This window comes from Frigoribacterium sp. RIT-PI-h, from assembly GCF_001297205.1.
Taxonomy (GTDB): domain Bacteria; phylum Actinomycetota; class Actinomycetes; order Actinomycetales; family Microbacteriaceae; genus Frigoribacterium.
Genome location: NZ_LHOZ01000017.1, coordinates 1 through 16720, shown reverse-complemented (window position 1 = coordinate 16720; position 16720 = coordinate 1). Strand labels below are relative to the sequence as shown.

General features: G+C 73.0%; 18 protein-coding genes. 8 read left to right on the top strand and 10 right to left on the bottom strand.

The genetic code is table 11. The annotated features are described in order from the left end of the window. Window positions 1-35 precede the first annotated feature (35 nt). Window positions 36-791, bottom strand: coding sequence for a membrane protein insertase YidC (yidC, locus tag AEQ27_RS01050; protein ID WP_054144993.1), 756 nt, complete (start codon window positions 789-791; stop codon window positions 36-38). A gap of 94 nt (window positions 792-885) precedes the next feature. Then, window positions 886-1182 carry a DUF6412 domain-containing protein gene (locus tag AEQ27_RS01045; RefSeq protein WP_054144992.1) on the bottom strand — a complete coding sequence of 99 codons (297 nt, stop codon included), beginning with the start codon at window positions 1180-1182 and terminating at the stop codon, window positions 886-888. 111 nt (window positions 1183-1293) lie between these two features. Here AEQ27_RS01045 and AEQ27_RS01040 point away from each other — a divergent pair, with 111 nt between their 5' ends. Then, window positions 1294-1851 (top strand): TIGR03086 family metal-binding protein, encoded by a 558-nt coding sequence (locus AEQ27_RS01040; protein WP_043594186.1) that lies wholly within the window; start codon window positions 1294-1296, stop codon window positions 1849-1851. A 104-nt stretch (window positions 1852-1955) separates the two neighbouring features. After that, a complete protein-coding gene (locus tag AEQ27_RS01035) occupies window positions 1956-3650 on the top strand; it encodes a long-chain-fatty-acid--CoA ligase (protein ID WP_054144991.1) in 1695 nt (564 codons plus the stop codon). A 27-nt stretch (window positions 3651-3677) separates the two neighbouring features. Here the strand turns inward: AEQ27_RS01035 and lepB are convergent, their stop codons facing one another. Both lepB and AEQ27_RS01025 read right to left on the bottom strand, forming a co-directional pair. Continuing rightward, complete coding sequence (lepB, locus tag AEQ27_RS01030; protein ID WP_235450932.1) at window positions 3678-4334, bottom strand: signal peptidase I; 657 nt, start codon at window positions 4332-4334, stop codon at window positions 3678-3680. Between the two features lie 86 nt (window positions 4335-4420). After that, complete coding sequence (locus tag AEQ27_RS01025; RefSeq protein ID WP_054144990.1) at window positions 4421-5338, bottom strand: oxygenase MpaB family protein; 918 nt, start codon at window positions 5336-5338, stop codon at window positions 4421-4423. Window positions 5339-5489: 151 nt separating this feature from the next. Here AEQ27_RS01025 and AEQ27_RS01020 point away from each other — a divergent pair, with 151 nt between their 5' ends. From AEQ27_RS01020 to AEQ27_RS17585, 5 genes are all read left to right on the top strand, one after another. Then, the gene (locus AEQ27_RS01020; protein ID WP_054144989.1) at window positions 5490-5777 is read left to right on the top strand and encodes a hypothetical protein; all 288 of its coding nucleotides are present in this window, start codon (window positions 5490-5492) and stop codon (window positions 5775-5777) included. Between the two features lie 71 nt (window positions 5778-5848). Then, window positions 5849-6478: a hypothetical protein gene (locus AEQ27_RS01015; RefSeq protein WP_054144988.1), complete on the top strand. Its 630-nt coding sequence runs from the start codon at window positions 5849-5851 to the stop codon at window positions 6476-6478. Next, window positions 6475-7512: a peptidoglycan-binding protein gene (locus tag AEQ27_RS01010; RefSeq protein ID WP_054144987.1), complete on the top strand. Its 1038-nt coding sequence runs from the start codon at window positions 6475-6477 to the stop codon at window positions 7510-7512. The genes AEQ27_RS01015 and AEQ27_RS01010 overlap by 4 nt, the downstream gene beginning before the upstream one ends. Then, window positions 7481-8188, top strand: a complete 708-nt coding sequence (locus tag AEQ27_RS01005; RefSeq protein WP_152970068.1) for an ATP-binding cassette domain-containing protein — start codon at window positions 7481-7483, stop codon at window positions 8186-8188. Before AEQ27_RS01010 ends, AEQ27_RS01005 begins: the two co-directional genes overlap by 32 nt. Beyond that, window positions 8185-9246: a hypothetical protein gene (locus AEQ27_RS17585; protein WP_054144986.1), complete on the top strand. Its 1062-nt coding sequence runs from the start codon at window positions 8185-8187 to the stop codon at window positions 9244-9246. The genes AEQ27_RS01005 and AEQ27_RS17585 overlap by 4 nt, the downstream gene beginning before the upstream one ends. A gap of 101 nt (window positions 9247-9347) precedes the next feature. Here the strand turns inward: AEQ27_RS17585 and AEQ27_RS00995 are convergent, their stop codons facing one another. Beyond that, entirely contained in the window at window positions 9348-10166 is an 819-nt protein-coding gene (locus tag AEQ27_RS00995) for an SDR family oxidoreductase (RefSeq protein WP_200908300.1), read from the bottom strand. A gap of 122 nt (window positions 10167-10288) precedes the next feature. Between AEQ27_RS00995 and AEQ27_RS00990 the strand changes: the two genes are divergently transcribed. Then, the gene (locus tag AEQ27_RS00990) at window positions 10289-11971 is read left to right on the top strand and encodes a long-chain-fatty-acid--CoA ligase (protein ID WP_054144985.1); all 1683 of its coding nucleotides are present in this window, start codon (window positions 10289-10291) and stop codon (window positions 11969-11971) included. An 85-nt stretch (window positions 11972-12056) separates the two neighbouring features. On the opposite strand, the gene AEQ27_RS00985 is transcribed toward AEQ27_RS00990, so the two are convergent. The 5 genes from AEQ27_RS00985 to AEQ27_RS00965 form a co-directional block, all read right to left on the bottom strand. Continuing rightward, a complete protein-coding gene (locus tag AEQ27_RS00985; protein WP_054144984.1) occupies window positions 12057-12512 on the bottom strand; it encodes an SRPBCC family protein in 456 nt (151 codons plus the stop codon). A 52-nt stretch (window positions 12513-12564) separates the two neighbouring features. Continuing rightward, on the bottom strand, window positions 12565-14028 hold the full coding sequence (locus AEQ27_RS00980; protein WP_054144983.1) for an NAD(P)/FAD-dependent oxidoreductase: 1464 nt from the start codon (window positions 14026-14028) through the stop codon (window positions 12565-12567). Continuing rightward, complete coding sequence (locus AEQ27_RS00975) at window positions 14025-15035, bottom strand: SDR family oxidoreductase (protein WP_054144982.1); 1011 nt, start codon at window positions 15033-15035, stop codon at window positions 14025-14027. The genes AEQ27_RS00980 and AEQ27_RS00975 overlap by 4 nt, the downstream gene beginning before the upstream one ends. 88 nt (window positions 15036-15123) lie before the next feature. Next, complete coding sequence (locus AEQ27_RS00970) at window positions 15124-15957, bottom strand: hypothetical protein (RefSeq protein ID WP_054145003.1); 834 nt, start codon at window positions 15955-15957, stop codon at window positions 15124-15126. Between the two features lie 109 nt (window positions 15958-16066). Then, window positions 16067-16720 (bottom strand): DedA family protein (locus AEQ27_RS00965; protein ID WP_054144981.1); only part of this gene is annotated, 654 nt, incomplete at its 5' end.

Sequence of the window (16720 nt, the reverse complement as noted above, 5' to 3'; positions counted from 1 at the left end):
CCCGCTCTCGCATCGCGAGGGCGGGCCCTTCCGCGTCACCGCGCGAGCACCCGGCGCAGCACCGCGCGCTCCCCCAGCGTCCAGGCCGCGCTCGTCACGAGGTAGAGAGCGGCCGCGAGCGGAGCGAACGCCGCGAAGAGCACACTGACGAAGGGCAACCACCGCAGCACGCCCGCCATGCCGGGGAGCGCCTCCTGCCCCTGCCCCTGCCCCTGCCCCACCGTCGGGCCGGCCGCCGATCCGGTGAACCGCACCGTGGCGCGCCGGCTCAGCTCGACGACGATCGCGAGCAGGACGAGCAGCACCAGGTACGGCCAGACCGCCGCGAGCCCCGTCCCGAGCGTGACGAACAGGTTCGCCCCGAGCGCCGCACCGCCGAGCGTGTGCGTCAACAAGGTGTTGGCGTGACCCGCGATCTCGGAGTGGGCGAACAGCGAGTAGACCGCGGTGAGCACGGGGGCCTGCGCGAGCGTCGGCAGGCAGCCGGCCAGCGGCGACACCTTCTCGGTGGCGTAGAGCGCCATGAGCGCCTTGCTCCGGGCCTCGGGGGCGGTGATCCGGCGCGTGAGGTCGGCGATCGCCGGGGCGAGTCGACGGCGGGCGAGCTCGGCGCGCACCTGCGAGACGCCCACCGGCACGAGCACGAGGCGGACGAGCAGGGCGAGCAGCACGATGCCGACGGCGGAGGCCGACGCCCCGACCACGGGGTCGACGAGCACGCCGAGGGTGGTGACGAGCGACTGCAGACCGCCGAGGACGACGGCGATCGGGGGGAAGGTGGACAGGTCCATGAGGGCTCCTCGGTCAGAGAGACGGTGGGTGTCTTCTGGCCGCCGGGTGCGTCGGATCGACGCGGATCTCGGATCGACGCGGGCGCGGGTGCGCTCAGGCGGCCGGGACGGCCCGCCCGGGAGCCCGGGACCGCACGTGCCCACGGGCGTCGGGGTCGCGTCGCCAGACGAGGAGGCGCGTGCCGGCTTCTTCGCGGAGCGTCACCTCGGGCACCGCCCCGGCCAGCCCGCAGAGCGTGAGCACGACACGGGCGACGCCGAGCGCGACCGCCGCGGTGGCGGCGCCGAGCAGGCCGACGAGCACGACCGCCGACAGCGGCGCCCCGCCGGACGAGAGCACGGCCTCCACGAACGCCGCGAGGGGCGCCAGCATCGAGAGGCCGAGGGTCATGCCGACGACCCTAGCCGACGGTCCTACCATCGGGGCAGTGCTCTCGGGAACACCGTGCCGTCCCGCGCGGTTGACGCCGAGAGCCACCGCCCCACCCCGAGAGGACTCCCGATGACCGTCGACTGGATCACCCTGCAGAAGACCGCCCACGACGAGTTCGCCCGCCGCGTCGAGGCCGTGGCCGACTGGGACGCGCCGACGCCCGACACCGAGTGGAAGGTGCGCGACCTCGTACGGCACGTGACGCGCGAGCAGCAGTGGGTGCCGCTGCTGCTCGAGGGCGGCGACCCCGCCGAGGCCGAGAACTCGATCGAGCCGCTCGGCGACGACCTCGTCGAGGCCTGGCACCGGTGGTCGAGTGCGGCCACCGCCGCCTGGAGCGAGGCCGACCCCCATGCCGAGGTACGGCTGAGCGCCGACGTGGTGCCCGTGCACGAGTACCTCGCCGAGCAGGTCGCCGACGTCACGATCCACACCTGGGACCTCGCCCGTGCCGTGGGCACCGACGAAGAACTCGACGACGCGCTGGTCGAGGCCGTCTGGGGTGTGTTCGCGCCGCAGAAGGACGCGCTCGAGGCCTCCGGCCTGTTCGCCTCGCCCGTCCCGGTCGACGACGACGCCCCGCTGCGCATCCGCCTGCTCGCCCTCACCGGGCGCGACGCCCGCTGAGGTGGCGCGGGCCCCCCGCCCGGCGCGGGCCCGACCGGGGGCGCCTCCGGGGGCGCGCCCCGCGCCCCCCGGGGGTTCATCCCCGGCCCTGCCCAGGGGGGGGCATGCCCGCCCCGATCGACCGCCCGGGGCTGCACGGCTACGCCCCCGGCGGCCCCGCCGACATCGAGCCCGTGACGGGCAGCCTCGTCGACCTCATCGACGACGCCGTGTCGACGTACCGGCAGAAGCCCGCCCTCGAGTTCTTCGGCCGCGAGACCAGCTACCGCGACCTGGGCGACCAGGTCGCGCGCGCGGCCGAGGGCCTCAGGAGGCTCGGCGTGGGTCGCGGCGACCGGGTCGCCTTGATCCTGCCCAACAGCCCGCAGCACGTGGTGGCGTTCTACGCCGTGCTGCGCCTGGGCGCCGTCGTGGTCGAGCACAACCCGCTCTACACCGACCGCGAGCTGCGCCACCTCTTCGAGGACCACGGCGCCACGATCGCCATCGCGTGGGACAAACTGGTCGACCGGTTGCGCGCCCTGCCCGCCGACATCGGCTTCTCGACCGTCGTCTCGGTCGACGTGACGAAGGGCATGCCACTCGGCACGCGCCTCGCCCTCAAGCTGCCGGTGCCCGCCGCCAAGAAGAGCCGGGCGGCCCTGACCGACGGCGCCGAGGGCGACGTCACCTGGCAGGGCCTGCTGTCGAACCGTCCGCTGCGCAAGAAGCACCCGCGCCCCGACGTCGACGACATCGCCCTGCTGCAGTACACCAGCGGCACGACGGGGTCGCCGAAGGGCGCGATCCTGACGCACCGCAACCTCCGCAGCAACGCCGCGCAGGGCCGCGCCTGGGTGCCCGGCCTGGTCGACGGCGACGAGACGGTCTACGGCGTGCTGCCGTTCTTCCACGCCTACGGCCTCACGCTCTGCCTCACCTTCGCGATGAGCATCGGAGCACGTCTCGTCCTCTTCCCGAAGTTCGACGTCGACCTCGTGCTCAAGGCCGCGAAGAAGCCCCCGCCGACCTTCCTGCCGGCCGTGCCCCCGATCTACCAACGCCTGGCCGACGCTGCCCGCGAGCGCGGGGTCGACCTGTCGTCGGCTCGCTTCGCCATCTCGGGCGCGATGAACCTGCCCACGGCGGTCGTCCAGGCCTGGGAGGGCGTCACGGGCGGCATGCTCGTCGAGGGCTTCGGTCTGACCGAGACCTCGCCGGTGGCCCTGGGCAACCCGATCGGCCCGACCCGCCGCGTGGGCACCGTCGGCGTGCCGTTCCCGTCGACCGAGGCGATGGTCGTCGACCGCGACGACCCCGACCCGAGCCGTCCGGTCGTCGCCGGGGCCGCGGGTGAACTGCTGCTTCGGGGGCCGCAGGTCTTCCGCGGGTACTGGAACCGCCCCGACGAGACCGCCGAGGCCTTCCTCGAGGGCGGCTGGTTCCGCACCGGCGACATCGTCACCATGAGTGCCGACGGCTACGTCACGATCGTCGACCGCATCAAAGAGCTCATCGTCACGGGTGGCTTCAACGTCGCCCCCTCCGAGGTCGAGGAGGCCGTGCGGAACGCCCCCGGCGTGGCCGAGGTCGCCGTGGTCGGCCTGCCCCGGTCGGGCGGCGGCGAGGACGTCGTCGCGGCCGTGGTGCTCGAACCGGGCGCCTCGTTCGACGCCGAGGTCATCCGTGACGCCTCGCGCAGCCAACTGGCGGCCTACAAGGTGCCGCGTCGGGTCGTGCAGCTCGACGAGTTGCCGAAGTCGCTGATCGGCAAGGTGCTACGGCGCGAGGTGCGCGACCGGCTCATCGCCGCGGGCTGAGCCCAAGGGCAGGTCCTGCCGGCGGGGTCAGAGCCGCTGCCACCGCTCGATCGGCCAGCTGATCACGAAGGCCCGCCCGATCACGTCGTCCACGGGCACGAAGCCCGCGTAGGGCCCGGTCTGGTGGGCGCGCGAATCCGCCGAATGGTCACGGTTGTCGCCGAGCACCCAGAGCGCCCCCTCGGGCACGGTCACGTCGAAGTCGGTCGCCGAGGCCCGGCGGCCGCCCTCGGTGAGGGTCAGGTACGGCTCGTCCAGCGGCTCGCCGTTCACGAGCACGTGCCCGTCCGCGTCGCAGCAGCTGACGTGGTCGCCCGGCAGCCCGATGACGCGCTTGACCAGGTCCTGCCCGGCGTCGTCGCCGTAGCCGAGCCACCCGCCCGGGTCCTCGAAGACGACGATGTCGCCGCGGTGCAGCGGCATCGGGCCGGGGGCGAGCTCGTTGACGATGATCCGGTCGCCGATCATGAGCGTCTGCTCCATCGACCCCGACGGGATCGAGAAGCTGCGCACGAGGAAGGTGCGGACGCCCCACGACAACAGCAGCCCCACCAGCACGATGGCCAGCAGCTCGAGCAGCCACCGCGCCGTCGGGTGCCGTCCCGTCGAACCCCGACGAGCCGAGGAGGCGCGGGTCGCCTCGCCCTCGTCGGCCGCGTCGGCGAGGGGGCTGGTGTCGGTCACCGGCTCATCCTGCCAGCGGGCGCCCGGCCCCGCCCTCCCCGGTCAGGGGGCCGTGCGGTCGCGGCCGCCCGACGTCGAGCCACGCGTCAGGCGGCCGTCCACCCGATGCGGTCGAGCCGCGCGAGGGCGTGTTCCTCGGCGACGGGTCGTGTGCCGAGGACTCCCCCGACACCGGCGAGCATGGCCTGGGCCGGCCCCCGGGTCGGCAGGTCGATCGGCCCGACGTGCGGCGCCCGCAGCCCGAGCAACTCGCGGAAGCGCGGCTGCAGGGTGCCGACCGCGCCGGTGAAGAGGACGGGGTAGCCGACCTTGAGCGCGGGGAAGAGGGGCGGGCGCTTGATGAACTTCACGACGTCGTCGGTGCGGGCCGTGCGTTCGAGCACGCCTCGACGGTCGAAGTCCATGAGCTGCTGCTGCATCTCGGCGACGCTGCGCGGCGGGTTCGGCACACCCATCAGCTCGCCGGCCGTCGCCCACTCGCGGACGTAGGCGTCGGGCCCACCCGGGATCGGCTCGCGGCCCCACTCGAGGGAGGCGGCGAGGGACGAGTCGGCGAAGGCCATGTGCACCCCGCTGAGCAGCTCCGGGTCGTTGGCGGCGTAGTCGTGGCTCACGCCGTTCCGGTCGTCGTACGTGCCGACGACCTTGGTGTGCAGGCGCGACACCCAGTTCGACGCATGGGTGGCGGCCTCGCGGCTGCCGTACGAGACGGTGTAGATCCAGCGGATGGTGCCGGCCAGGCGACCGAGCGGGTCCTCGCGGAAGCGCGAGTGGTCGTGCACGCCGGCGAGCGCCCCCGGGTGCAGAGCCTGGACGAGCAGGGCACGCACGCCGGCGGGGATGGTCGACATGGCACCGTGCACGGCCCACACCGCCGAGCCCGGCAGGAAGAACCCCTCGTCGTCGCCCTTCTCGAGGTCGGTGACCCACTCGGGCGTGCCGGTGTACTGCCCGTTGAAGGTGTACTGCAGGCGGGCGCGGAGCGGTTCGGTCAGAGCGGGCATGCCTCGATCATGCGCCGCGGTGGCTGGGTGATCCCGACGCCTTCTCGCGGCGGCGAATCCCGAGTCGTTCCGACACTTGACATGTTTGTCGAACACGAGAAGTATCGGTCACGCCGTCCAGCCGGGCGACGATCGAGTCAAAGGAGATTCCATGAAGATCACGCGACGCCGCTCTCTCGGCACCGTCGTCCTCGCCACCGCGCTCGCCTTCGGCGGTGCCGTCGCCACGAGCGTCCCGGCCCAGGCCGCCGGGTCCGGCACAGCGTCCGTGTCCCTCGTCCAGGCCAGCGCCTCCACGACGACATCCGGCGGAACTCAGGGTCGCTCGTACGCGCAGCACGGATGCGCGTCGTTCCTGTCGGGCTGGGCCTCGTCGAGCACGTGGGCGAAAGCGAGCTGCGGCCTGAGTTCCGGTGAGGCCTGGTACCAGTTCCGCTGATCCACTCCGGGAGGGCGGGTCCGGACGCCCGCCCTCCCCTCACCCACCTGTCATCCGGATCGAGAGGTCTCATGTCGCGCACACGAACGCTCAGCGCCATCTTCATCGCCACCCTGCTCCTCGCCGGTTGTTCGACGACGTCGAGCACCTACGACGACGGAAAGAGCGACGAGAAGATGGCGGGAAGTCTGATCGAGATGTTCGAACGCCAACTCCAGCAAGAACAGGACCCGTTCGTCATCGAGGTCCTGGAACGTGCCGTCACGACGGGCAGCATCCCTCAAGCTGACTACGACGCCGCCTTCGACCTCTACACACGGTGCATGAAGGACGTCGGCTATGCCGACGAAGAGCATGCCCGCAACAAGAACGGCACGATGAAGATCACCCCACCCGACGGTCTCTCGACTCGAGACGACGTCGAGGAGTACATGGAGGCGGGCAAGGAGTGTTCGGCACAGCTGGCACCCATCGAGTCGCTGTTCTCCGTCCAGCAGAGCAACCCGGACCTCATCGCGGATCCCCTCACCGTGGCCACGCGCTGTCTGGCCGAGCTCGGTGTCACGGAAGAGGACTATGACGAGGCAGCACTGAAGTCCGACCTCGAGAGCGACGAGCCGTTCCCGTTCGACGCGGACTCACCCGAGGCCCAGGACTGCTTCACCCGGGTCGGTTTCGCCGTCGGGTCCGGGCAGAGGTGAAGGCACACGTCGTCGCCGTCGCGGCGGTGTGCGGGGTCGCGCTCGTCGCGGCGGGGGCCTGCCTCGCGGTCGGGCTGGCCCCCGTCGAACCGCCGTCGGTGCTCGCCACCGCGACGCCCGGCGACACGGCGCCGGCGACACACAGCTCGTTCGACGACGGTCGCAAGGTGCAGGTCTCGTTCGTGAGCGGCGATCCCGTCGGCGTGACGAGCCCGGTCGGCGGGGTCCTCACCCGACGCCCCTGCACACCGGGCGGCAGCCTCGACTCGGGCACGGTCGTGGCCCATGTCGACGAACGGCCGCTGCTCGGCCTGAACACGAGCGTGCCGCTCTACCGCGACCTGCAGCTCGGCGACCGCGGCGCCGACGTCCGCGCCCCCCAAGACGAACTGACGAGGCTCGGACACCCCGTCGGCAGCGACGGCCGTCTCGGCGCCGGCCCCGCCCGCGCCGTGGCGGCACTACTCAAGACAGTCGGCATCACCCGTCCTGACGCGCCCCTCGTCCTCCCTCTCGACCAGGTCGTCCGCCTCCCCCGCGTCACGACACCCGTCACCAGCTGCGCCGACCTCGGCTCCGTCGTCGGACCCGGCGACGAACTCGCGTCCGCACCCGCGACGGTGAGCGCCGTCCGGCTCTCGTCGGTGCCGGCCGACCTCGCTCCAGGGGCGAGGGACCTCTCCGTGCTCGGTGCCACGGGCCCGATGACCGACGAGTCCGGCAGCACCGACCCCGCCTTCCTCGCCGCTCTCGCGGGTGCCGAGGGTATCGACGACCTCGTCGCGACAGCGGACGACGCCATCCCCGCCACCCTCGTGCTGCGCGAGCCGATCCCGGTCCTCCAGGTCCCCGCCGCCTCCGTCAGAACGGGCGACGCTCCCGGGACGGGATGCCTCGCCCTGCCGGGCGGCACCGTCCCGGTCGACATCGTGGGCTCGACCCTCGGCGCCTCCCTCGTCCGACTGCCCGAGGGCACCGAGCCACCGACGGAGGTGAGCCTCCGTGTCGACGACCGCCGCGCCTCCTGCGGGTGACGGGGCTCCACGGCCGTCGGTCACGGCGGACCGGATCGCCGTCCGACACGGCCGGGGGCCCGAGCTCTTCCGCGACCTCAGCTTCCGCCTCGCCCCCGGCGAGGTCGTCGCCGTCTGCGGCCCCTCGGGCTGCGGCAAGTCGTCGCTGCTCTCGGTGCTGGCCGGCACACTGACCCCCGCGGCCGGCAGCGGCGACCTGACCGGCGTCACCCGCACGGGCTGGGTGTTCCAGAACCCTTGGGGCGTCCCCGGCCGCAGCACCCTCGCCCACGTCGTCTTCCCCTTGCTGACCGACGGCTCGCGACGTCGCGACCCCGCGCCCGCCGCCCGCCACACCCTGGACCGCTTCGGGCTCCTGCCCCTCGCCGACCGACCGTTCGCCCAGCTCTCCGGCGGCGAAGCGCAACGGCTCATGCTCGCCCGGGCCGTCGCCACCCGACCCGACCTGCTGCTCGTCGACGAGCCCACCGCGCAGCCCGACCGACGGTCCGCCGCGACCGTCAACGACCGCCTGCGGGCCGCGGCCGACGACGGTGCGACGGTCGTCGTCGCCACCCACGACCCGCAGACCCGCGACGCCTGCACCCGGGTGATCGACCTCGGCCCGACCGACCGTGCCACCGGGCTCGACGCCGAGGCAGGGTCGGCACCGCGCACCGTCGAGACGACCCCGTGAGACTCTCGAGCGTGCTGAGCGAGGCCGGCCGGGACATCCGCTCCGGCACCACCCGCTTCGCGACTTTCGCCCTGCTGCTCGCCGCCACCTCCGGCATCGCCGGCGCCGCGGACGTCGGCACCGTGGCGTCCCTGACCCGCGACGCCTCCGCCTACGTCGCCTCGGGCGCCGCGACCCGCACCGCCGCTCTGGAAGGCGGCGTCGACGGCGCCGCCTGCGACGCCCTCGCCGGGCACGGCGACGTCCTCGCCGCCGGCGCCCTGCGCCCGGGCCCCGGCCTCGCGCTCAGCTCCCTGCCCGGAGCCACACTGTCGACCTTCGAGGTCACCCCCGGTCTGGCGGCCCTGATCGCCGACTCCGACGGGCGCGCCGGCGCCTGGCTCTCCCCCACGCTCGCCCAGCGCCTCGGAGCCGCCCCCGGTGACGAGCTCGGCACGCCGCAGGGCCCGCTGCCCGTCGCCGGGGTCTTCGTGCACCCGGACGACGGGCGCGACAGCCGGCTCTCGTCCGCCGTGCTGCTGCCCGGCGACGCATCACGCCCGTTCGACGAGTGCTGGGCCCGTGCCTGGCCGCAGGGCGGCAGCCCCGCCGACCTCCTGAGGTCCACGACATCGTCGTCCGCCGGCCCGACCGCTCCCCTGTCGCTCGGCCAGCTCAACGCGTCGCTCGGGTCGCCCTTCGCCTCCGACGCCGTCGGCGGGCGCCTCCCCCGCGGGGCCCCCGCCGTCGCCGCGGTGACGGCCGCCGTGCTCGGCGTCGTGTCCGTCCGTCGTCGACGGCTCGAACTCAGCGGGGCCCGTCAGGCCGGTCAGAGCCGGACGGCGCAGCTCGCCGTGGTGGTCGTCGAGACCGCGGCCTGGGCCGTCTGCGGGGCCGTCGTCGCCGCGGGAGTCGCGGCACTCACCCTGCTGCTCGATGCGGGCTCGCTCGTCGACTCCCCTGCACACCTGCTCACGGCGGCACCACTGGCCGCCGCCGCCGGGGCGGTCCTCACCTCCGCCCTGACCACGGCCACGATCCGCCGCCGCGATCTCGTCCGGTGGTTCAAGGACCGGTGAGCCGCGAGACGGAGCACCGCGTCGTCCCCACGGACGGACGCCGCGCCTCCTGCGTCCCGGGCAGGGAGGCAAGAGGCGCGGCGTGCGGGACGGGGCGGGTGTCAGTTCCCGTGGGCCTCGATCGAGACGGGCTGCCACTCGTTCCACGTCTTCAGACGCGACTCGTAGTCCTTCGTGGCGATCTCGAGCGGCGCCTTGCCGAAGAAGATGCGCAGCGGCGGCTCGTCGGCGTCGACCACCGTGAGGATCGCCGAGCGGGTGGCGGTCGGGTCGCCGGGGTCGGCGGCCGAGGGACGCTTCGACGCGGCCTCGCGCACCTCGGCGTAGGCCTCGAGCTCGTCGCTGCGCGAGGCGGACGGGCCCGACCAGTCGGTCGAGAAGCCGCCGGGCTCGACGAGGGTCACCTTGATGCCGAAGCCCGCGACCTCCTGGGCCATCGACTGGCTGAAGCCCTCGAGGGCCCACTTCGAGGCGTGGTAGATGCCGACCGTCGGGAAGGCGCTGATGCCGCCGATGCTCGACACCTGGACGACGTGGCCCGATCCTTGCTCGCGCATGATCGGCAAGGCGGCCTGCGACACCCAGAGGGCGCCGAACAGGTTCGTCTCGAGCTGGGCGCGGGCCTCGTCCTCGGTGATCTCCTCGATCATGCCGAAGTGGCCGAAGCCAGCGTTGTTCACGACGACGTCCAGGCGACCGAAGTGCTCCGCGGCCTGTTGCACCGCGGCGATGTCGGCCGCGCGGTCGTTCACGTCGAGCTGGAGGGGCAGGAAGGAGTCACCGTACGCGTCCACCAAGGGTGTGACGTCGTCGATCTTCCGTGCGGTGCCCGCGACCCGGTCGCCGCGTTCGAGGGCCGCCTCGGCCCACTCGCGGCCGAAGCCCTTGGATGCACCGGTGATGAACCAGACCTTGCTCACGATGTGTCGTTCCTCTCTCCGTGATGTCGAGGACCATGCTGCGCCGCGCCTCCTCGTGCCGGTCAGGTTGTCAGGCGGCACCGAGCCGACGGGGTACGCCCGGTGGTCGATAGAGTGGCCCGGTGACCACCGACAGCGCTCGTCCCTGGCTCGACTCCTACGCACCCGGCGTGCCCCACGACCTCGAACCGGTCGGTGGCTCGCTGCTCGACCTGGTCGAGGCCTCCGCGGCGCGGTACCCGAAGGCGGTGGCGCTCGAGTTCTTCGGAGCGACGACCACCTACTCCGAGCTCGTCGACCAGATCTCGCGGGCGGCCGAGGGGCTGCGCAAGCTCGGCGTCGGGCACGGCGACACGGTCGCGATCGTGCTGCCGAACGGTCCGCAGCACGTCGTCGCGTTCTACGCGGTGCTGCGCCTCGGGGCGATCGTCGTCGAGCACAACCCTCTCTACACACCGCGCGAGCTGCGTCACCAGTTCGAGGACCACGGTGCCAAGGTCGCCATCGCCTGGAACAAGGTGGTCGACACGATCCAGGCCTTCCCCGACGACGTCGCCGTCGAGCACCTCGTCTCGGTCGACGTCACCCGCGCGATGCCGTTCGCCACGCGCGCGGCCCTGACGTTGCCGATCAAGAAGGCCCGTGAGTCCCGCGAGCGGCTGACGACCACCGTGTCGGGCACCACCCCGTGGGAGAAGATCGTCGGCTCCTCGCGCATCAAGGCGAAGCACCCCCGTCCGACCACCGACGACCTCGCCGTCATCCAGTACACGAGCGGCACCACGGGCACGCCCAAGGGCGCCCAGCTGACGCACCACAACCTGCTGTCGAACGCCGCGCAGGCCCAGGCCTGGGTGCCGACGATCGAGCGCGGCACCTGCGTCGTCTACGCCGTGCTGCCGATGTTCCACGCCTACGGCCTCACGCTCTGCCTCACGTTCGCCATGAGCATGGGTGCCCGCCTCGTCCTCTTCCCGGCGTTCGACCCGGCACTGGTGCTCAAGGTGATGAAGAAGCACCCGCCGACCTTCCTGCCCGCCGTGCCGCCGATCTACGCACGCCTGCAGAAGGCCGCGCTCGACGCGGGCGTCTCGCTCGAGGGCGTCGACGTCGCGATCTCGGGCGCGATGCCCCTCTCGGCCGACGTCGTCGAGCCGTGGGAGGCCGAGTCCGGCGGCTGGCTGGTCGAGGGCTACGGGCTGTCCGAGTGCTCGCCCGTGCTCATGGCCAACCCGGTCGGGCCGACGCGTCGCGCGGGCACGGTCGGCCTGCCCCTGCCGGGCACCGAGGTGCGGGTCGTCGACCCCGAGAACCCCACGGTCGACGTGCCGGCCGGCGAACGCGGCGAGCTGATCGTCCGCGGCCCGCAGGTCTTCAGCGGGTACTACCGCAAGCCGAAAGAATCGGGCGAGGTCTTCGTCGACGGCGACTGGTTCCGTACCGGCGACATCGTCACCATCGACGACGACGGCTTCGTCCGCATCGTCGACCGCATCAAAGAACTGATCATCACCGGCGGGTTCAACGTCTCGCCGTCCGAGGTCGAAGAGGTCCTGACCCGGTTCGAGGGCGTCGCCGAGGCGGCCGTCGTCGGCCTGCCGACCCCCGGCGGCGAGCAGGTGGCCGCGGCCATCGTCACCAAGCCGGGTGCCCACGTCGACGTCGCGGCCCTCCGCTCGTTCGCCCGCAAGCACCTCACGCCCTACAAGGTGCCGCGGCGCATCGTCGTCGTGGACGACCTGCCCCGGTCGCTGATCGGCAAGGTGCTGCGGCGCAAGGTGCGCGACTCGCTCGCCGAGCGCTGAGACCGCACCCGCGCCTCCTCGTCCGGACGACGGTCAGGAGGCGCGGGTCGGCCGGACGAGGCGCGGTCGCCTCACGAGGCGCGGCTCAGCTGGGCGAGACGCGGTCCTTGACGCGTCCCTCGGCCAGCCAGGCGAGACGCTGCAGCGCCTCTTTGTTGCGCCAGTGCAGCGGAGGGTCCATCAGGGGCTTGGGCACCAGTCGTCCGGGGCCGGCGACGGCGTACTCGGTCATCGTGACGAAGCAGCCGCCCATGCGGTTGCGGACGTCGATCTCGACCCGGGCCTCGCCCATCGGCCAGCCCTTGGCGTGGAACACGGCACGGACCGGAGGGTCCCACTCGAGGATCGTCGTCACGTCGTCGATGACCAACGGCCAGACGCCGAACGAGTGGTGGATGGTGGCCTCGACGCTCGGCCAGGTCAGGTCGACCTCGCGGATGCGCGCCGATCCGACGACCCAGCTCGGGAAGAGCCAGCCGTCGCTTAGCACGTCGAAGACGTCGTGGGGCGAGGCCTCGATGAAGCGGTGCGTGGTGCTCATCCGTCGATCCTGGCACGATCGCGTCGGGGTGCCCACCCCGACGGTCACCTGATCAGGCGTCGACGCCGAGGTAGGGCAGCCGGTCGATGCCGAACTCGTGCTTCAGCGCACTGCGCGCGGCGTACGCCCCGCCGAGACCGTGGACCGACGGCCCGGGTGGCGTGGACGACGAGCAGAGGTAGAGGCCGGGCGTCGGCGTGCGCCACGGCTCGGTCGACAGGGTCGGTCGTGCCGCGAGCTGCCAGACGCTCGGCGCCCCGGAGGCGATGTCGCCCCCGATGTAGTTCGGGTCGTGCCGCTCGAGCTCGACGGCCGTCCGGCTGTGCGTCGCGAGGATCGTGTCGCGGAATCCCGGGGCGAAGCGCTCGATGCCCTCGATGACGGTCTCGGTCTGGTCGACGGTCGAGCCGCGGGGAACGTGCGTGTAGGCCCAGAGCGACTGCTGCCCCTCGGGCGCCCGCGTGCCGTCGACCACGCCGGCCTGCGCGACCAGCACGTAGGGCGTGCGGGCGTGTCGGCCGGACGCGACGTCGTGCTCGCCCGAGGCGATCTCGGCGCGCGTCCCCCCGAGGTGCAGGGTCGGGCTGCGCCGGGCCTCCTCGTTCGCCCAGGGCACGGGGCCCGACAGGGCGAAGTCGACCTTGGCCGCCGCGTTGCCGTACCGGAAGCGACGGAGGGCGCGCTCGTACCGGTCGGGCAGACGGCTGCCCGCGATGTCGGCGAGGGCGCGCGCGCTCGTGTCGAAGATCGTGGCGCGCGCCCTGGGCAGCTCGTCGATCGACGTGACGTCCACGCCCGTCGTGATCGTGCCCCCGTGGGCCCGGACGTCGTCGGCCATGGCGTCGACGATCGACTGGCTGCCGCCGGTGGGCACCGGCCAGCCCCGTGCGTGCGCGTGGACGGCCAGGACGAGTCCGGCGGCCGAGGTCGAGAGGCTGGGCATCGGCCGGATGGCGTGGGCCATCACGCCGGCGAGCATCGACGGGGCCTCGTCGCCCGTGAATGCGGCGTTCCACCAGGGGCCGCTCTGCGAGAGGGCGGCCAGCCCGAAGCGGGCGAGGGTCACGGGATCATCCGGCACTCGGACGAGCTCGCGCATCGTGAACTTCGACATGCGGGGTTCGCGCTCCACGAGTCCTCGCAGCAGACGCGTCCAGGCCGCCCCGTCGCTGCCGAGGCCCTCGGCCGTCCGGTCGAGGTCGCGGTAGGCGATGCCGGCCCGACCGCCGTCGAGCGGGTGCGCGTACGAGATCTCGGGCACCGTCAACTCGATGCGGCGGTCGAGCTGGAAGCGTTGGAAGAAACCCGAGGCGAGGGCCATGGGGTGCACGGCCGAGCAGATGTCGTGGCGGAAGCCCGACAGGGTGGCCTCCTGGGTCCGGGCACCTCCCCCGATGGTGTCCGCGCGTTCGACGACCTCGACGCGCAGGCCCGCCCGGGCGAGCACCACGGCCGCGGCGAGCCCGTTCGGACCCGCGCCGACGACGACCGCGTCGACCTCGGGCGCGGCGCTCATGCCCGACGCCCCCGGGTCACCCGGCCCACGACGGCAGCGGTGGCGGCCGCGGAGGCACCGAGTGCGGCGCCGACGGTCAGGGCACGGTGGCGGGTGTACCAGACCTGCGGGCTCGTGCTGCGGGCGCGGTCGCTGAAGATGCCCCGGGCGCCGTGGTCGCCGGCCGTGGGCTCGTAGAGGTTGTCCGCCAGCATGGGTTCGGTCTTGTCGGGCGCCTGCTGACCCGAGTACCCGCTCTTGGCCAGGTACACGTCGAGGAAGTTCGCCACGAAGCGGTTGCCGAGGACCGTCATGACGGTCGGCTCACCGAGCCAGGTGCGGCGTCGCGGCTTGTCCGCGACGTCGGCGATGGCCCGGGCCCCGACCTCGGGCTCGAAGATCGGCGGCACCGGTTGGGGGTGCTCGGGCAGCGTCGACCGCACCCAGTTGAACTGGATCGTGTTGAGCGCCGGCATGTCGACCGTGCTGATGCGCACCGCACTCTTGTTGTGGATCAGCTCGGTGGTGACCGACTCGGTGAAGCCCTGGACGGCGTGCTTCGCCCCGCAGTACGACGCCTGCAGCGGGATGCCGCGGTGCGCGAGGGCCGACCCCACCTGGATCACGTGGCCGCGGTCGCGGGGCACCATGCGCGACAGCGCCGCACGGGTGCCGTTGACGAAGCCGAAGTAGTTGACGGCCGTCGCGCGCTCGAAGTCGTCGGGATCGGTCTCGAGGAACTCGCCGAAGACGCCGACCATGGCGTCGTTGACCCACAGGTCGATGGGGCCGAGCTCGGCCTCGACACGGTCGGCGGCCGACTCGACCTGGGCCCGATCGGCCACGTCGGTGGAGATGCCCAGCGCCCGACGCCCTGCGGCCTCGACGTCGCGGACGGCACCGTCGAGTCCGTCCTGGCCTCGGGCGAGCACTGCGACGTCCCACCCGCGCGCGGCGAGCTCTCGGACGGTGGCCCGGCCGAGGCCGGCGGACCCTCCGGTGACGACGGCGACTCTGGTGCTGGTCATGGTGCTCCCTGGGGCCTGGCGGCGGGTGGTGGGCGGACCCTCGACGGTAGTCCGCGTCGAGGGGTCCGTCCCGGGTGACGCCCAGGTGTCAGATGTCGAAGCCGCCGCCGAAGTCGCCTCCGCCGAAGTCCCCGAAGCCCCCGCCGAAGTCGCCACCCCCGTCGGCGCCGAAGTCCCCGCCGCCGTCGCTCGCCGTCTCTGTGCCGGCGTCGGCACCGCCGTCTGCTCCCCCGTCGCCCTCGGTGCCCTGGTCGGCGCCGGAGTCGTCTCCTGCGCCTCCGTCGGCCGTCGCGCCCGCGTCGGGGAGGAACGCGCTCATCAGGGTCGAACCGATCACGTAGCCGGCCACCGTGCCGAGGATCGACCCGCCGATGATCGAGCCCATGCCGGGCCCCTGACGAACCGGCTGGCCGTTCGGGCCGACCTGCTGCTGGCCGGGCGCGCCGCCGCCGAGCGTGCGCTCGAGGGTGCCGGGCCGACGCAGTTCGGAGCGGGTCGCCGCCTGGGCCAGCGAGCCGGCGTCGTCGCCACGGGGCGCCTCGCCGGGGCTCGACTCGGCCGTCAGCTGGTCGAAGACGATTCGGCGCTGCTCGGGGCTGAGCTTGGCGAACGCCTCGGCGTGCACCTGCTCGATCGTCTCGGGCGGGGCGGTCTTCAGCAGGTAGCGGTACCGCTCGACGGCGATCTCGTCGTCGCTGCGGGTCTGGCCACCGCCGGGGCCGGCGGGCTGGGCCGACGGCTGCTGGCCGTATCCCGACTGCTCGTACCCCTGCTGGCCGTACCCCTGCTGGCCGTACCCCTGCTGCGGGGCGGCGGGCTGCTCGTAACTCTGCTGGCCGTACCGGTAGCCCTGCGGAGCGGAGGGCTGCTGCGGCTGGCCCTGCTGCGGCTCGCGGCCGAGGAGGCGGTCGAGGAATCCCATGGTGGTGTCCTGTCGGATCGTGTGCTCGGTGCCGCACGCGGAGCGCGACGTCGGTCTGCCCACCACGGTACGGACCGTCCCGGCCTGCCGCCTGGACGGCGACGGAGCGTCAGCCGCGAACGTCCTGATCGACGGCGTCACGCGAGGCGTCGTCGACACCGGCCCGACGACGGCGCACCGACCGGACGACGAGGAACACCACGACGCCCGCGATGGCCGCGTACACCACGTAGTCGAGGTACTTCGCGTACCGGTCGATGAGCTCGTACTGGGTGCCGAGGGCGGCGCCCAGGCCGATCAGCAGGCCGTTCCAGAGGCCGCTGCCCACGATCGTGAAGATCGAGAAGACCAGCAGGGGCATGCGCTCGGCCCCCGCGGGCAGCGAGATGAGGCTGCGCACGCCCGGGATGAACCGGCCGAAGAACACCGCCGACCGCCCGTGGCGCTCGAACCAGCCGGCCGCCTGCTCGAAGTCGTGCCGGTCGACGAGCGGCAGCTTGGCGAGCCACCGGATGCTGCGGTCGAGGCCGAGCCCGGCCCCGAGTCCGTAGAGCACCAGGGCGCCCAGGTAGGCGCCGAGGGTGCTCAACGCGATCAACAGCACGATGTTCATCGACCCGGCGCCGGCGAGGAAGCCGGCCAGCGGCAGGATGATCTCGCTCGGGATCGGCGGGAACACCGTCTCGACGAAAGTCAGCAGGGCGACGCCCCATTCGCCGAGGGCGTCGATGACGCGGGCGGCGAACCCGACGAGGCCGTCGAG

Bases quoted from the DNA above. Each gene is read 5' to 3' on its own strand.
- yidC (WP_054144993.1), bottom strand. From the start codon at position 791: ATGGACCTGTCCACCTTCCCCCCGATCGCCGTCGTCCTCGGCGGTCTG.
- AEQ27_RS01045 (WP_054144992.1), bottom strand. From the start codon at position 1,182: ATGACCCTCGGCCTCTCGATGCTGGCGCCCCTCGCGGCGTTCGTGGAG.
- AEQ27_RS01040 (WP_043594186.1), top strand. From the start codon at position 1,294: ATGACCGTCGACTGGATCACCCTGCAGAAGACCGCCCACGACGAGTTC.
- AEQ27_RS01035 (WP_054144991.1), top strand. From the start codon at position 1,956: ATGCCCGCCCCGATCGACCGCCCGGGGCTGCACGGCTACGCCCCCGGC.
- AEQ27_RS01025 (WP_054144990.1), bottom strand. From the start codon at position 5,338: ATGCCCGCTCTGACCGAACCGCTCCGCGCCCGCCTGCAGTACACCTTC.
- AEQ27_RS01020 (WP_054144989.1), top strand. From the start codon at position 5,490: ATGAAGATCACGCGACGCCGCTCTCTCGGCACCGTCGTCCTCGCCACC.
- AEQ27_RS01015 (WP_054144988.1), top strand. From the start codon at position 5,849: ATGTCGCGCACACGAACGCTCAGCGCCATCTTCATCGCCACCCTGCTC.
- AEQ27_RS00985 (WP_054144984.1), bottom strand. From the start codon at position 12,512: ATGAGCACCACGCACCGCTTCATCGAGGCCTCGCCCCACGACGTCTTC.
- AEQ27_RS00980 (WP_054144983.1), bottom strand. From the start codon at position 14,028: ATGAGCGCCGCGCCCGAGGTCGACGCGGTCGTCGTCGGCGCGGGTCCG.
- AEQ27_RS00975 (WP_054144982.1), bottom strand. From the start codon at position 15,035: ATGACCAGCACCAGAGTCGCCGTCGTCACCGGAGGGTCCGCCGGCCTC.
- AEQ27_RS00970 (WP_054145003.1), bottom strand. From the start codon at position 15,957: ATGGGATTCCTCGACCGCCTCCTCGGCCGCGAGCCGCAGCAGGGCCAG.